The organism is Grimontia kaedaensis (assembly GCF_023746615.1).
Classification (GTDB): domain Bacteria; phylum Pseudomonadota; class Gammaproteobacteria; order Enterobacterales; family Vibrionaceae; genus Enterovibrio; species Enterovibrio kaedaensis.
The window spans coordinates 2,492,223-2,506,608 of the sequence record NZ_CP082275.1; the positions used below are offsets into that span (position 1 = coordinate 2,492,223).

At 47.7% G+C, this 14,386-nt stretch carries 11 protein-coding genes and 5 tRNA genes; 4 read left to right on the forward strand and 12 right to left on the reverse strand.

Annotated elements, in window-relative coordinates; genetic code table 11:
- Positions 1-827: 827 nt before the first annotated feature.
- Entirely contained in the window at positions 828-1,457 is a 630-nt protein-coding gene (locus K6Q96_RS11335; RefSeq protein WP_251875816.1) for a DUF2238 domain-containing protein, read from the forward strand.
- 117 nt (positions 1,458-1,574) lie between these two features.
- Here the strand turns inward: K6Q96_RS11335 and K6Q96_RS11340 are convergent.
- The 9 genes from K6Q96_RS11340 to K6Q96_RS11380 all read right to left on the reverse strand — a co-directional run bounded on the left by K6Q96_RS11340 (position 1,575) and on the right by K6Q96_RS11380 (position 8,218).
- Positions 1,575-1,661: transfer RNA gene (locus K6Q96_RS11340), tRNA-Leu, on the reverse strand.
- Between the two features lie 148 nt (positions 1,662-1,809).
- Positions 1,810-1,885: transfer RNA gene (locus tag K6Q96_RS11345), tRNA-Gly, on the reverse strand.
- A 3-nt stretch (positions 1,886-1,888) separates the two neighbouring features.
- Positions 1,889-1,965: transfer RNA gene (locus K6Q96_RS11350), tRNA-Met, on the reverse strand.
- 64 nt (positions 1,966-2,029) lie between these two features.
- Positions 2,030-2,105: transfer RNA gene (locus K6Q96_RS11355), tRNA-Gly, on the reverse strand.
- A gap of 4 nt (positions 2,106-2,109) precedes the next feature.
- Positions 2,110-2,183, reverse strand: a tRNA-Cys gene (locus K6Q96_RS11360).
- A 276-nt stretch (positions 2,184-2,459) separates the two neighbouring features.
- The gene (fabV, locus tag K6Q96_RS11365; RefSeq protein ID WP_251875818.1) at positions 2,460-3,662 is read right to left on the reverse strand and encodes an enoyl-ACP reductase FabV; all 1,203 of its coding nucleotides are present in this window, start codon (positions 3,660-3,662) and stop codon (positions 2,460-2,462) included.
- Between the two features lie 153 nt (positions 3,663-3,815).
- The gene (locus K6Q96_RS11370; protein WP_251875820.1) at positions 3,816-6,110 is read right to left on the reverse strand and encodes an acyl-CoA dehydrogenase; all 2,295 of its coding nucleotides are present in this window, start codon (positions 6,108-6,110) and stop codon (positions 3,816-3,818) included.
- Positions 6,111-6,161: 51 nt separating this feature from the next.
- Entirely contained in the window at positions 6,162-6,839 is a 678-nt protein-coding gene (psrA, locus tag K6Q96_RS11375; protein ID WP_251875822.1) for a TetR family transcriptional repressor PsrA, read from the reverse strand.
- A gap of 527 nt (positions 6,840-7,366) precedes the next feature.
- Positions 7,367-8,218, reverse strand: coding sequence for an SDR family oxidoreductase (locus K6Q96_RS11380; RefSeq protein ID WP_251875824.1), 852 nt, complete (start codon positions 8,216-8,218; stop codon positions 7,367-7,369).
- 315 nt (positions 8,219-8,533) lie between these two features.
- On the opposite strand from K6Q96_RS11380, the gene K6Q96_RS11385 reads away from it, so the two are divergent.
- Both K6Q96_RS11385 and pyk read left to right on the forward strand, forming a co-directional pair.
- Positions 8,534-9,388: a MurR/RpiR family transcriptional regulator gene (locus K6Q96_RS11385; protein ID WP_251875825.1), complete on the forward strand. Its 855-nt coding sequence runs from the start codon at positions 8,534-8,536 to the stop codon at positions 9,386-9,388.
- A 129-nt stretch (positions 9,389-9,517) separates the two neighbouring features.
- Complete coding sequence (gene pyk, locus K6Q96_RS11390; RefSeq protein WP_251875826.1) at positions 9,518-10,963, forward strand: pyruvate kinase; 1,446 nt, start codon at positions 9,518-9,520, stop codon at positions 10,961-10,963.
- A 60-nt stretch (positions 10,964-11,023) separates the two neighbouring features.
- On the opposite strand, the gene K6Q96_RS11395 is transcribed toward pyk, so the two are convergent.
- Both K6Q96_RS11395 and rimJ read right to left on the reverse strand, forming a co-directional pair.
- Entirely contained in the window at positions 11,024-11,629 is a 606-nt protein-coding gene (locus K6Q96_RS11395) for an HD domain-containing protein (RefSeq protein WP_251875827.1), read from the reverse strand.
- On the reverse strand, positions 11,622-12,209 hold the full coding sequence (rimJ, locus tag K6Q96_RS11400) for a ribosomal protein S5-alanine N-acetyltransferase (protein ID WP_251875828.1): 588 nt from the start codon (positions 12,207-12,209) through the stop codon (positions 11,622-11,624). Before rimJ ends, K6Q96_RS11395 begins: the two co-directional genes overlap by 8 nt.
- A 30-nt stretch (positions 12,210-12,239) precedes the next feature.
- Here rimJ and K6Q96_RS11405 point away from each other — a divergent pair, with 30 nt between their 5' ends.
- Positions 12,240-12,710: a methylated-DNA--[protein]-cysteine S-methyltransferase gene (locus tag K6Q96_RS11405; protein WP_082804253.1), complete on the forward strand. Its 471-nt coding sequence runs from the start codon at positions 12,240-12,242 to the stop codon at positions 12,708-12,710.
- Positions 12,711-12,728: 18 nt separating this feature from the next.
- Here the strand turns inward: K6Q96_RS11405 and tyrR are convergent, their stop codons facing one another.
- Positions 12,729-14,267 carry a transcriptional regulator TyrR gene (gene tyrR / locus K6Q96_RS11410; protein ID WP_251875829.1) on the reverse strand — a complete coding sequence of 513 codons (1,539 nt, stop codon included), beginning with the start codon at positions 14,265-14,267 and terminating at the stop codon, positions 12,729-12,731.
- Positions 14,268-14,386: the final 119 nt, after the last annotated feature.

A 14,386-nucleotide genomic window follows, 5' to 3' on the forward strand; every position in this document is an offset into this window, starting at 1 on the left:
ATTCAGCAGATGAGTCGTGGAGCACACCCCCGAAAGTTCGGGAAATACCCGCAGAATCACGTCATGCGATATCGGCGGAAACCATAGTGTGTTCGAGCGCGCTAAAACAAAGACGGCAAAGCATCACGATCGAGTCGTGGGGGAACAGCTTTTAAACGTTTGGAAAGCGTCTCTTTTGATCGGGTGTATCAAGGCTCAGTAATAATACTGCAATTTGGTAAAACGAAGCTGAAGTGGAGGTAATACTTAATCACTGTTGGGTTCCTCAATATGCCCCGACTTCGTTGAAGCCAGACAGCTCTATTAATGCCCTTCTACTAGGAAACCATTTCCTAGTACCTACGGTGCGACGACAACTTCTTCAACATTGCGCCGCGTGTGTCTCGAAAAGCTCTATGTTCGAGATTGTCGCGAAAGGTAACATAGCCACTTTTTTGAACTCAAGCGTTTTTTTCCATTCAGTTAAAATTCGATTAATTCGGTTACATCTGTTACCAATTATGGCTATTCAGCCTTACCGAGGTAGTCTAGAAAGCTATTCACCTCCGCTGTGCTGGCAACTGGCAAAACATGGAGGAAAGCAATCTCGATGCTGACGCTAATTAGAAACTTTTCGGGGATGCCATTCTTTTAGGAGAGATAATCCAGATATCGGCTTTTGTGTCATTCTGCCCAACGCCATGAGTCCTCTTATTCACGTACAAGATGACGACATCAATCTCAGGTCAAAGTCATCAGACTTACAATACTTTGCGCCTACTACGCTAATGGCCTAAGCTAGCTAACTGTGTGGGTAAGTGACTGTTATTAAAACGTTAGGTATCTAAATGAACAAAGCAAACTCAACAATCTGGCTCGCTATCTTCTTTGCTGTTTTTATTTGGTCAGCAATCAACCCAAAAGATCAGTTCACCTGGTTCCTTGAAGTAGCGCCAGCACTTATTGCACTTATCGCTCTAGCGATGACCCGAAAGTCTTTTCCGCTCACCCAAATCACTTACTTCTTTATTCTGGTTCATTGCGTGATTTTGATGGTTGGTGGGCATTACACATACGCAGAAGTCCCCCTGTTTGATTACATCAAAGAGATAACTAATACCGCACGCAATAACTACGACAAAGTAGGTCACTTTGCGCAGGGGTTTATTCCTGCCTTGGTGGCTCGCGAAATACTGATTCGAAACTCTGTTATACCCTCACCACGCTGGCGCAATTTCTTTATCGTATCGTTCTGTTTGGCTTTCAGTGCGTTCTATGAGCTGATCGAGTGGTGGGTTGCCATTATGTCTGGAGAGTCTGCTGAAGCTTTCCTTGGCACTCAGGGCTACATTTGGGACACGCAATCCGATATGTTCCTGGCAATGATTGGTGCGATCACATCGCTTGTTCTATTGGGCAAGATACATGACAAACAACTCGCGAAGCTTAACACGCGTGAGCCCATCAGCCGTCAGTGACCGGGAAGTAGGTGGCAACTGCGAGTGAAAATCGGAGCTAGCCCCCTTCACTTTCACGCCGAGAAATGACCAAAAGAAAAAGGCCTACAAGCTTATGCTTGTAGGCCTTAATTTAAATGGTGCCCCGGGCCGGACTTGAACCGGCACAACGCGAACGTCGAGGGATTTTAAATCCCTTGTGTCTACCAATTCCACCACCAGGGCACGCAATCCTGTGATTGCGATGATAGGCACCATCTGCAAATAATTTGGAGCGAAACACGAGGTTCCCGATCTTCAAGGCTTAGGCGTGACCTCAACCTTGGCAAGGTTCCTTGCATATCACACTTCCGATGAATCGAAAGTCAAAATTTGGAGCGACACACGAGGTTCGAACTCGTGACCTCAACCTTGGCAAGGTTGCGCTCTACCAGCTGAGCTAGTGTCGCAATTGGTTGCGGGAGCCGGATTTGAACCGACGACCTTCGGGTTATGAGCCCGACGAGCTACCAGGCTGCTCCATCCCGCGTCCGTATCTCATTGTTCTCGCACAATGACAGCGATTCCCATTTTCTAATCTCTTTAAAAGAGATTGGAGCGACACACGAGGTTCGAACTCGTGACCTCAACCTTGGCAAGGTTGCGCTCTACCAGCTGAGCTAGTGTCGCATCATGGAGGCGCGTCCCGGAGTCGAACCGAGGTCCACGGATTTGCAATCCGCTGCATAGCCACTCTGCCAACGCGCCTTCGTTTGTCCCGCTTCAGTAAGTTGCCTTCCTCTGCGGTACGGATTGGCATTCTACATAAGTTTTTTGGGCTGTCACGCACTAATTTCGGCGTTTTGGTTTGTTTGCTTCTTTATCGAGCAAATCTGATAAATATCAGCCACATTGATCAAAGTTTTAGCAAAAATCTCTGGCATTTTTCATCGCAGCCCTTATGTGGCGCGGCCTGCAAACGCTCAAAACAAAAAGCCAGCGAATAATTCGCTGGCTTCAGTTTCACTATTTCAGCTGTCTGAATTAGATAGCTTTAACGTCAAAATCCACTTCTGGGTTAACGTCTGCGTCGTAATCCACGCCTTCAACACCAAAGCCGAACAGTTTCAGGAATTCTTCTTTGTATTCCACGTAGTCTGTCAGCTCTTTCAGGTTCTCTGAAGTGATTTGTGGCCACAGATCACGGCAGTGTTGCTGGATGTCGTCACGCAGTTCCCAGTCATCCAGACGCAGACGGTTTTTATCGTCTACTTCTGCTGCTGAACCATCAGCTTTGTATAGGCGCTGACTGAACATGCGGTAGATTTGCTCCATACAGCCTTCGTGAACGCCTTCAGCGCGCATTTTCTTGAACACCATAGCGATGTACAAAGGCATCACTGGAATCGCTGAGCTCGCTTGAGTCACAACCGATTTCAGTACGGCTACGTTTGCAGTACCGCCTGTCGCTGACAGTTTGTCATTTAGAGCCGCAGAGGCACGGTCCAAGTCCATCTTCGCACGGCCCAATGCGCCGTCCCAGTAAATTGGCCAAGTCAGCTCAGTACCGATGTAGCTGTATGCCACGGTCTTACAACCGTCAGCCAGCACACCTGCGTCAGACAGTGCTTGAATCCAGAGTTCCCAATCTTCTCCGCCCATCACGGTAACCGTGTCTGTAATTTCCTGCTCAGTTGCAGGTTCAACACTGGCTTCGATAATTTGGTCTTTGTTGGTGTCTACTGCTGTAGAAGTGTAAACATCACCGATTGGCTTCAGTGATGAACGAACCACTTCACCTGTTTTTGGCAGTTTACGAACTGGAGAAGCCAGTGAGTAAACCACCATATCAATCTGACCAAGATCTTCTTTAATCAGCTCGATCGCTTTCTTTTTCGCTTCATCAGAGAATGCATCGCCGTTCAGGCTCTTCGAGTAAAGACCTTCTTCCTTGGCGAATTTGTCGAATGCCGCAGAGTTGTACCAACCCGCTGTGCCCGCCTTTTTCTCCGTGCCTGGCTTTTCGAAGAACACACCGATGGTCGCTGCACCGCCGCCAAACGCAGCAGCAATGCGCGATGACAGGCCATAGCCGCTAGATGAACCTACTACCAGTACACGTTTTGGTGCATTGGCAATAGGGCCTTGGGCTTTGGTGTATTCGATTTGCTCTTTTACGTTAGCTTCACATCCTTTTGGATGGGTAGTCGTACAGATAAATCCGCGAATTTTCGGTTTGATGATCATATTCAACCTTCCTTTCAAAGTTGGGCTTAGGATAAATACTTCATCTTGTTTTGGCACTTGTTTTTGTCGCAAAACCCCGATTTCGGGTAGTGGTTGGAGGTGTTAGCAAGAAAAAACGCCGCAGTTGCGGCGTTTTTGAGAACAAATCTGCTGTTATGCAGCTTTACCTTTCTTCTGGCTAGCTGGTGCAGACTCAGATTCTGACTTAAACCATGACGGGTCAAAGTTATCCACCTGAATCGCTTCGTAACGCAGCCCATCGGCGTGTTTGATTTGGTCGACTTCTTCTTGGGTCAGAATATTCTGCTCAAGGGCAGCATCCAAACGTTCGGACAGCAAACCTTTCGCAGGAATTTTCTTCGCCTTTGCCGCAACCGCCATTTTCTTCTCCAGCGGCTTAACGGCCACCATGGCTTCGAAAGCACGCTCCATGATACCCACAGGGTCAGTTGCTTTGTCACCGACATAACAGAGGTGCGTCAAACGCTCGCGATGTGCGCCCGGAGTCATCAGCAAATCTGCAATTTGCGTGGCCAGCTTGTCTGATGGAGCTTTATAATGCATACCCAGTGGGAACAGGATGGCACGCAGCGAGAAGCCAACACCTTTTTGCGGGAAGTTGTTGAACGCACCGTCAAACGCTTCCGCACATTTGTTCAGACAATATTGCAGTGAGTAGTGAACGAATGGCAGATCAGCTTGTTGACGACCCTCATCCTCATAACGTTTCAATACAGCAGATGCAAGATACAGGTGGCTCAGCACATCACCCAAACGGGCTGACAGCATTTCACGTCGTTTCAGCTCGCCACCCAGTGTCAACATAGCAACGTCTGCAGTCACAGCCAGCGCTCGGCTCATACGGGACAGTTGACGGTAGTAAGCCGCCGTTTCACCCGATACCGGTGTTTTGTTAAAGCTTGAGCGGGTAAATGCATTGGTGAAAGACATCAGTACGTTTTTGGTAGCAAAGCCAATGTGCTTGATCAGCAGGGAATCGAACGCTTCTGCACCTTTTGCTTCATCTTGCTCTGCCGCCGCTTCCATTTCTTTCAGCACGTATGGGTGACAACGTGTCGCCCCCTGGCCAAATATCATCAGGTTGCGGGTTAGAATATTCGCTCCTTCTACTGTGATTGCCACTGGCATACCAAAGTAGTGGTGACCAACATAGTTCAAAGGCCCCAACTGGATAGCACGGCCCGCATGAATGTCCATCGAATCATTCAGGATGGTGCGCGCCAGTTCAGTCATGTGGTATTTAGCAATAGCAGTCACAATGCCCGGCTTCTCATGCATATCCAGAGAAGTCGTGGTCAGTGTACGCGCCGCTTCGAGCATATAGGTGTAACCACCAATGCGCCCCATCGCCTCGCCAACACCTTCGAATTTACCGATGTGCATACCAAACTGCTTACGTACATAAGCGTAGGCACCTGTTGTACGTGCGGTAAGGTGACCGACTGCCGTGCCCAGTGCTGGCAGTGAAATACCACGACCCGCTGACAGACATTCCACCAACATACGCCAGCCACGACCAACATAGTCTTGACCACCGATAACCCACTCCATCGGAATGAACACGTCCTGACCGCGTGTTGGGCCATTCATGAAGGACAAACCTAACGGATTATGACGCTCACCAATTTCAACGCCTTTGTGATCGGCTGGGATCAAGGCACAGGTAATGCCAAGTTGCTCTTTGTCGCCCAAAAGGCCTTCTGGATCGTGTAGTTTAAAAGCAAGACCCAGCACGGAGGCAACTGGCGCTAGCGTAATGTAGCGTTTGTTCCACGTCAGGCGGATACCCAGCACTTCTTTCCCTTCGTGCTCGCCCATACATACGATGCCCTTGTCAGGGATAGATCCCGCATCTGAGCCCGCTTCAGGTCCGGTCAAGGCAAAACATGGAACATCCTGACCATTTGCTAAACGCGGCAGCCAGTAATTCTTTTGGTCCTCAGTACCGTAGTGCGTTAACAGCTCACCCGGGCCCAGAGAGTTTGGTACCATCACAGTCACTGCCGCACTCAAGCTACGCGTTGCGATACGCGAAACAATCGTAGAGTTTGCATAGGCAGAAAATTCGAGACCGCCGTACTCTTTTGGAATGATCAGTGAGAAGAATTTTTCTTTCTTTAGGAACTCCCAAACTTCAGGCGGTAAATCTTTGCGCTCCTGAACGATTTCAAAGTCATCCAGCATACCCAGCAATTCTTCTAACTGGTTATCCATAAACGTTTTTTCTTGATCAGTTAAGCGTGGTTTTGGATACTGCAGCAACTTGCGCCAGTCGGGATTACCGGCGAACAACTCGCCATCCCACCATACACTGCCAGCTTCCATTGCCTCACGCTCAGTTTCGGACAGGGGCGGAAGAACCTTTTTGAAAAACTTAAACGCTGGGTCGCTTAAATAACGTCTTCTAAGTGATGGTTGAGAGCTCATGATTCAGATCCTTGTATTTGTAACACGTTAATTTTTTATTATTTTTTAGCTTTATACTGCACTGCGCGGAATATCGCGCGGCACAAGTGATAGTTCCTGATTGGCAGGCGCATCCACACCAGCAGCCAGATAAGGGATCAGTCGGTCGAGAATGTCTTCGGTGGTGACATTGTTACCGAAATCATTCTCAGCGATTTCACTTAATGCTACGTTCGACGCCATGGTGAAAATCACCGCGCCCAGCGTAAAGTGAAGTCGCCAGAAAACATGTTCAGGTTTCAGTGAAGGGTTTGCTTTAATGACAGCCTGGGTAAAGAGGGTCAGCACGGAATCGTAACGCGTTGTAATAAACCAGCGGAGGTGACCCTGTACGTCCGTATAGCCACGGCCGATGAGTTGCATGAAAGTCGATGCGCCATGGCGGCGAAAGGTGTCCAATCCCAAAAGTGGGCGCTTGGTACATGCAAACACTTCTTCCATTGAAATATCATCTTTGACCAGCAGCAGTTTTAATTCCTGCTCCAGTTGCGGCATGAATTGTTCGAGATACCGGGCGAGTACCGCACGCACAAGTGACTTCTTATCACCAAAGTGATAGTTCACTGAAGCCAGGTTAACACCTGCCTTGCTCGTGATGGTGCGGAGTGAGGTCTCTTTGAAACCATGCTCAGCAAACAGCTGCTCCGCGGCATCCAGAATTTTTCCTTTGGTTTCGCCTTTCCCTGCCATTTTCATTCACCTGTATTAAACACCTGTTTAACTTTACATCCCGTTAGCATTAATAACAACCCCAAAACAATCATCAAAAAATTCGATGTTAATGGGTAAAAAAAATGGGTTGAGATAACTTGTTGTAAAGTAATGTCATTCGGTGAAAAGGCTCAAAGTCACACTCATTAATGAGAAAAAAATCGAACCTTTGGGGAACAATTGGCTTTTCATCAGGTCACATATAATGCCACTGCTTTTTCTTAGAAGTTTTTATTCTTCTGGAGCCCGTACACTGATTTGAGTACGGGCTTTTTTTCGTCTGAAGGTAAGGGTTGGTCACAGTGAGGGGGCGAAAATTTTTTTCCGAAAACTTTGAACTTTATGAAAACACCTCAGTCTGAATGTATGTAGATAGTTGATAAGTGCCTTTTGATGTAATGCTGGCCGCCAAACATGCTTTCTGACTTATCGCTAGATGCTGCTGCTTTTTCTTACTCCTGCTTACAAATATTTATGTTGCCCGCTTCAAATGAAGCGGGCTTTTTTTATGCCTGCTCTGATTCACCTAGCTCAGGCAGTGGCATATCAAATGGAGATGGGTACTTAAGTGTCAGTCCCAATGTCTCTATGGTTTGGGCTGAATCGATAACTTTCCCCTCCCCTCCGTCTTCAATAAACATTGGTTCCTTTAAGTCCAATCCTTTTGCCGCCCAGCGATAGAATTCAGAACGGGTTGGGTGGTCGGTTGCACTCAAGTGGAATCTCTCTCCACCTCTCTCAAGTGCAATAATTGCACTGATGGCTTGGATGCAATCTTCGCGGTGAATAAGATTCACAGGATCTAACCCACCACTGACATTTTCTCTTCCTGCTAAGTGTTTCCCTGGATGCCTTTCATCGCCAATAAGCCCAGATAGTCTTAACACTACACCATGTTCACCAAACTCTTTCAGGACATAATTTTCTATTTCCCGGTGCGCTTTACCAGATTCCGTCGTTGGTTCACAGGCTGTGCTTTCTTTAACGACTCCTGTGACACTCCCATAAACAGAAGTGGTACTGATAAAGATGAACTGTTTGACACCACCAGATTTTGCGGCGTCTACCAGCCTCTTCATTGCACTGACAAACTCGTTGCCATCGACTGTACGTCTGCTAGGGGGGATATTGGCAACAAAGACATCGCTTTCAAACAAAGGCTGTGATGAAGGATCGCGCTTTTCGCTAAATATATCGAACACAACGCCGTTTATGTGTTTCAATTTTAGCGTTTCAAGAGACGCTGAACTGCGTTTACTTCCCGTAACCGCATACCCTACTTGATGCAGTTGTTCGGCAAGTGCAAGACCAAGCCAACCACATCCGCTTATTGACACTGTTTTATATGGTTTCGACATAGAAAGTTCCCTGTAAGCCATTTTCAATTCTTAGCTTTATTCATTCGAGACGTGCCACAAGAACCGAACTGATTTCGCATTTGGTGAAAAAAACCTTCGGCATTGTGTAATTAAGCAACTAAAAGCGTGAATGAATACAAATTTTTTAAAGGTAATTTTTGGTTAAAATGTCTTTAAACGAATCCAACCGTTAGACTCGACTATAACATTGTTGGACATCGAAATATTTCACCCAATAGCGTCAGACCGCGCTGCCAGTCAAATAAGGCAGCAAAGACTGACAAAACAGACAGCGGAAGTAACGCGGTAATCTGAATGAACACCCTGGAAAAAATACAAAAAAATATTGAAAACTTTAGTAAGTCGGAAAGGAAAGTCGCTGAAGTGATCATCGCTTCTCCTCAGACTGCTATTCACTCCAGCATCGCCACACTCGCCAAAATGGCAGACGTCAGCGAACCAACGGTGAACCGATTCTGTCGCCGGCTGGATACCAAGGGCTTCCCTGATTTTAAGCTTCATCTAGCGCAAAGCTTGGCGAACGGTACTCCTTATGTGAATCGAAATGTCGAGGAGCACGATAGCGCTGACGCTTACACCTCTAAGATTTTCGAATCGACGATGGCATGTCTGGATGTAGCAAAAAACAGCATTGACGCCCATCAAATCAACCGAGCTGTGGATTTGCTGACTCAGGCCAAGAAAATTTCTTTCTTTGGTTTAGGTGCTTCAGCGTCTGTTGCTCACGATGCACAAAACAAATTCTTCCGCTTCAACATTCCCATCGTCTGTTTCAATGACATCGTTATGCAGCGCATGAGCTGTATTAACTGCACAGATGGTGACGTAGTTGTTGTTATTTCGCACACAGGCCGCACCAAGTCGCTGGTAGATGTAGCAAATCTAGCAATGGAAAATGGAGCGACCGTCATTGGCATTACTGAGAAAGGCTCACCTTTGGACAAAGTCTGTTCTCTGACCATCACCCTCGACGTACCAGAAGACACTGACATCTATATGCCAATGGCAAGCCGCGTAGTTCAGATGACCGTGATTGATGTACTGGCAACGGGCTTTACACTGCGTCGTGGCCCTGGGTTCCGCGAGAACCTAAAACGCGTGAAAGAGGCTATTAAGGACTCTAGATTTAACAAAGAATCACTCACCTGATTTAAAGGGCAGACTTAGGTCTGCCCTTTTTCTTTTAGTTCCGCCAGCTCAGCTACACTTCTTAATAAAGATAATTATCACTATCTATACAGCTATCTTGTCGCAAGCATTTTTACTCAGGAGACTTTCATGTCTGAGAATTTACGTCGAACAAAGATCTTGACCACTTTGGGGCCAGCTACTGATAAAGAAGATGTGCTGGAACAAATCATTGCTGCTGGCGCAAACGTCGTTAGGATGAACTTTTCTCATGGTACCCCTGAAGACCATATAGAGCGTGCCAATAAGGTACGTGCTATCGCAGCTAAGTTGGGGCGTCATGTCGGTATCCTCGGCGATCTACAAGGGCCAAAAATTCGTGTTTCCACTTTTGCCGATGGCAAAGTCCAGCTCGCAGTTGGTGACCGTTTTGTCTTAGATGCTGCGCTCGAGCCCGGCAAAGGAGACAAAGAGCGCGTGGGGATCGACTATAAAAACCTGCCAAGTGATGTTTCGGCTGACGACGTCCTTCTTCTCGATGATGGGCGCGTGCAGCTGAAGGTACTCTCCGTCGACGGTACTAAAATCCACACAGAAGTCACCGTTGGTGGGCCACTTTCGAACAACAAAGGTATCAACAAAAAAGGTGGCGGCCTCTCTGCGCCTGCTCTGACCGACAAGGATAAGCAAGACATCCTTACGGCAGCAAAAATTAAAGTCGACTTTCTAGCAATATCCTTCCCACGCAATGGTGACGATATGCGTATGGCACGCTCATTAGCCGAGAAGGCAGGGCTAGAAACTAGCTTGGTTGCTAAAGTAGAACGCGCTGAGACTGTGTCTTGTGATGAGAATATTGACGATATTATCGAGGCTTCTGATGTCGTCATGGTGGCGCGTGGAGATCTGGGTGTGGAGATCGGCGATCCTGAACTTGTGGGTGTACAGAAAAAACTTATCCGCCGTGCGCGCTCGCTGAATCGATGCGTTATCACTGCAACCCAGATGATGGAGTCAATGATCAAAGCGCCCATGCCAACGCGAGCCGAAGTCATGGACGTCGCAAACGCTGTCTTGGATGGGACAGATGCCGTTATGCTCTCCGCAGAAACGGCTGCGGGCGACTATCCGCTGGAAACCGTGAAAGCCATGGCAGAAGTTTGTATTGGTGCAGAAAAAATGCCTTCGATTAATGTTTCAAACCATCGCCTCAACAAAGAGTTTGAGTTAATTGAAGAAACGGTTTCCATGGCAACCATGTACGCTGCGAACCATATGCCACAAGTTAAAGCGATGGTGACATTGACCGAGTCTGGTAGAACAGCTCTGATGATGTCGCGGATTAGTTCTGGCAAACCTATTTTTGCCCTATCCAGACATGAATCGACTCTGTCACGATTAGCGTTATATAGGGGGGTCACCCCTATCCACTTCGAAAGTGATACAGGTGCAGGCTCAGAGGTCGCTCACAGAGCCATTGCGCACCTTAAACAACTGGGGTACTTAGACCAGTGGGATGTGGTGATTATTACTCAGGGTGACATCAACGAGTATGTGAAAACCACAAATACTATGCGATTAATCACCGTGACTTAACCCCAAAGAATCGTCCAGAAGCCCCGAAAATTCGGGGCTTTGTTGGTTATTTGATTCCTCTTACTTCTTTAGCCAACCTTGTTCAACTGCATGCGTCAGCATCATTTGTACTTTTTCCCAGAGCAGTGAGGAGCCTTTTTCAATCTTGCCATTGATGTTCAGCGCCTGGTCATAGCGCACACCATATTCTTTCCAACTCTGCCCTTCGCTGTGGTAGTTCAAAAGCATAGGCAACATACGATCCAATGCTTTGCCATAGCGCGCCTCGGGCGTTTCACCTGCTTCAAACTCTAACCATAGTGACATAAGCACATCCCGCTGGTCTTCTGGCAAAATACCGAAAATTCGTTTGGCTGCTTTCAACTCTTTCTCTGGCTGAAGTTTTGCCGCCTCTAAATCGTAAATGAAGGTGTCGCCTGCATCGATTTCAATCACATCATGGAGCAGCAGCATCTTCACCACTTTCGCAATGTCTACAGGCTCATTAGCATGTTCTTCCAGCAACAGTGCCATCAAAGCTACCTGCCAGCTGTGCTCGGCAGAATTTTCTAATCGCCCATCATCACTCTTCACACGGGTTCTTCTTAACACAGCTTTGAGTTGGTCAATCTCCACTATCAGTGCCAGCTGCTTTTCAAGTCTTTCTAATGCAGACATTTCACTCATTGATTGAAGCCACCCATTTGGTGTTAATGACAGAGGTGAGGATGTGGTCTTCCCACTTCCCGTTAATCAGCAAATAATCCTTGGCTTCGCCTTCTTTCTTGAACCCAGCGGCTTCCAGAACGGCTTCACTGCGCTTATTTCTTGGCATGTACGACGCCATGATGCGGTGCATATTTAAGTGATCAAAAAGCCACTGATTTGTTGCTTTCAGCGCCCGGCGCATGATGCCTCGCCCTTGCGCAGATTCTGCTAATGAGTACCCAACATTACAAGCATGAAACGGGAACTGCATGATGTTGTTGTAGGTAATAACGCCACAAACTTCGTCCCTGCCTTCTTCAAAAATCATGAAGTAGTACGCGAGCCCATGACGCTGTAATTCAGTCAATTGAATGACGCGTCTTTCCCAACCTTCATAAGTAAAAAAGCTGTCCGGTCTCAAAGGTTCCCAAGGTGTCAGATATTGGCGATTAGCCTGAAAGTAATTCACGATAAGTGGGAGATCAGGCTTCTGAATCGCACGAATGACAAGATTATCAATACGTAAATGCGGGAAAGGGTTTATAATTTCGACAGACAATTCGCCTCCTATCCAACTGTGTCGTTACTTATGTATTACGATAGCTTTGAATCACCGCTGGGGAAAATTCACATATTGGCTGATGAGTCTGGGCTCAGACAATTGACCTTATGCCTTCATCATCCTGTTGAGTCCTGCAAACAGTGGAAGCACTCCCCCAAACATCTCGCCCAGTACAAGAAACAAATCATCGAGTTCCTTAAAGGGGAACGCGCCAAGTTTGATATTCCCCTCGCGCCTGATGGCACCGAATTCCAACATAAGGTCTGGCAAGTGCTCCGTGAAATCCCATACGGAGAAACAAGGTCTTACGCTGATATCGCGCGGGAAATCGGTAATCCTCAAGCTTGTCGGGCCGTCGGGATGGCGAATAATGTCAATCCTATCCCTTTGGTCATCCCTTGCCACCGTGTTATTGGCAGTGATGGCGAGTTGACCGGCTATCGCTATGGTTTGGAGATCAAACAAAAGCTCCTCACCATGGAAAAAAACGGTGGCTGAGGCCACCGTTTTTGTTTTCTATCTCTTACCAATACCGTATTCGCGAAGTTTGTTTGCCACAGCAGTGTGAGAAACGCTGAGCCGCTTTGCGAGCTTTCGAGTTGATGGATAACTGCGATAAAGGTTCGATAGAATACCTGACTCGTAACGCTTCATGATGTCATCCAGCGAGCCTTCCAATGTCTCCTCAGTCAGGAAGGCACTTTGTTCCGTTTCCGGCAATTGGATGTCATCTTTGGTCAGGCAACCTTCCTCGATTTGTGTCATTGCGCGGAACAGCACATTTCGTAGCTGTCTGACATTGCCCGGCCAAGAATACTGGTTCAAAAACTCGAGTACACCTTGTTGCAACATCGGTCTTTCCTGACCCAGTTCAGCGGCGAACTGATTCAGGAAGAGTTCAGCGAGCGGCTGCACATCCGAAGGACGTTCGCGCAGCGGCGGGACGGTCAGGGACAGGACATTCAATCGATAATACAAATCTTCGCGGAACTGCCCCGCAGCGACGCGCTCTGACAGATTTTTCTGAGTTGAGCAAATCACACGGACATCAACCTTGATCTCTTTTTCTTCGCCAACACGGCGGAAGGTGCCGTCTTGCATAAATCGAAGCAGTTTAATCTGCAGGTGCTGGCTCATTTCGCCCACTTCATAAAGGAACACTGTTCCTCCATCAGCCTGCTCTAGCTGACCTTTCTTACCTTCACGCCCTTCCATCGGCGCGCAGCCAAACAGCTCGGTTTCTGCGGCATCATCCGGCATGGAAACACAGTTCACCAGCAGGAATGGATGCTCTGCGCGATGTGAGCGTTGATGACAGGCTTTGGCCAGCATTTCTTTACCAGTGCCGGTTTCACCTTGAATCAGGAGTGGCGCATCCAACGTGGCAAATTTCTTTGCCTGATTGACCAAAGTGCGGAATTTGCTTGACTGCCCGACCAGATGCTCAAAACCATGTTCACCCGGCGTACGATATAACGTCGTTGGCAGATGGTTCATGGAAACTTGCTTGAGCTGTATTACCGCGCTGGCAAGCACGTCTTTGTCTTCACTGTCGGTTACATATACTGGCATCACTTCCATCAGGTAGTCCATACCTGAAAGCACTACCTGGCGATGGATTTGACCGGCGTTATCGCGCTCCAGCCAATGAGTGAAGTTGAAATCAGGGAACACACTGTTGGCCGTTTCGCCAATCAGGTCAGATTCTTCGCTACCCATCAAACGCAATGCGGCCTTATTTGCCATATCGACTTTGCCACTGAGATTGACCGAAAAGACGGGGTCGCTCAGTGTTTCGAGCAATGCGCGCAGTTCACGGTGTTCGCGCTCGGCTGGCAGAAATTGAATTTTCCGCACATCAGTCACACCGCTGATAAGACGGATTTCCGACATCAATTGCCTGAACTCTTCGAATTCTATTTCGGGGCAGTTGAGATAGATAATGCCGACCTGGTCAATTTCGATACCACGCAAGTCAATGTTACGACGTGCCAGAATGTCGAGGAGTTCGCGGGTTAATCCAAGTCGATCTTCGCAAAAGACCTGTAATCTCACGGTAGTGTCCTGTATGCAGTGGGGCTGACGGCATCCTGTATACCGGTGTCAGCCGCGTTGAAATGAATAGTCGTTGAGGTTAAACCCTCTAATCCCTGAAAGCGTGAAATATTCAATTA

Bases quoted from the DNA above. Each gene is read 5' to 3' on its own strand.
- K6Q96_RS11335 (WP_251875816.1), top strand. From the start codon at position 828: ATGAACAAAGCAAACTCAACAATCTGGCTCGCTATCTTCTTTGCTGTT.
- pyk (WP_251875826.1), top strand. From the start codon at position 9,518: ATGTCTGAGAATTTACGTCGAACAAAGATCTTGACCACTTTGGGGCCA.
- psrA (WP_251875822.1), bottom strand. From the start codon at position 6,839: ATGGCAGGGAAAGGCGAAACCAAAGGAAAAATTCTGGATGCCGCGGAG.
- K6Q96_RS11370 (WP_251875820.1), bottom strand. From the start codon at position 6,110: ATGAGCTCTCAACCATCACTTAGAAGACGTTATTTAAGCGACCCAGCG.
- K6Q96_RS11395 (WP_251875827.1), bottom strand. From the start codon at position 11,629: ATGAGTGAAATGTCTGCATTAGAAAGACTTGAAAAGCAGCTGGCACTG.
- K6Q96_RS11385 (WP_251875825.1), top strand. From the start codon at position 8,534: ATGAACACCCTGGAAAAAATACAAAAAAATATTGAAAACTTTAGTAAG.
- K6Q96_RS11405 (WP_082804253.1), top strand. From the start codon at position 12,240: ATGTATTACGATAGCTTTGAATCACCGCTGGGGAAAATTCACATATTG.
- K6Q96_RS11380 (WP_251875824.1), bottom strand. From the start codon at position 8,218: ATGTCGAAACCATATAAAACAGTGTCAATAAGCGGATGTGGTTGGCTT.
- fabV (WP_251875818.1), bottom strand. From the start codon at position 3,662: ATGATCATCAAACCGAAAATTCGCGGATTTATCTGTACGACTACCCAT.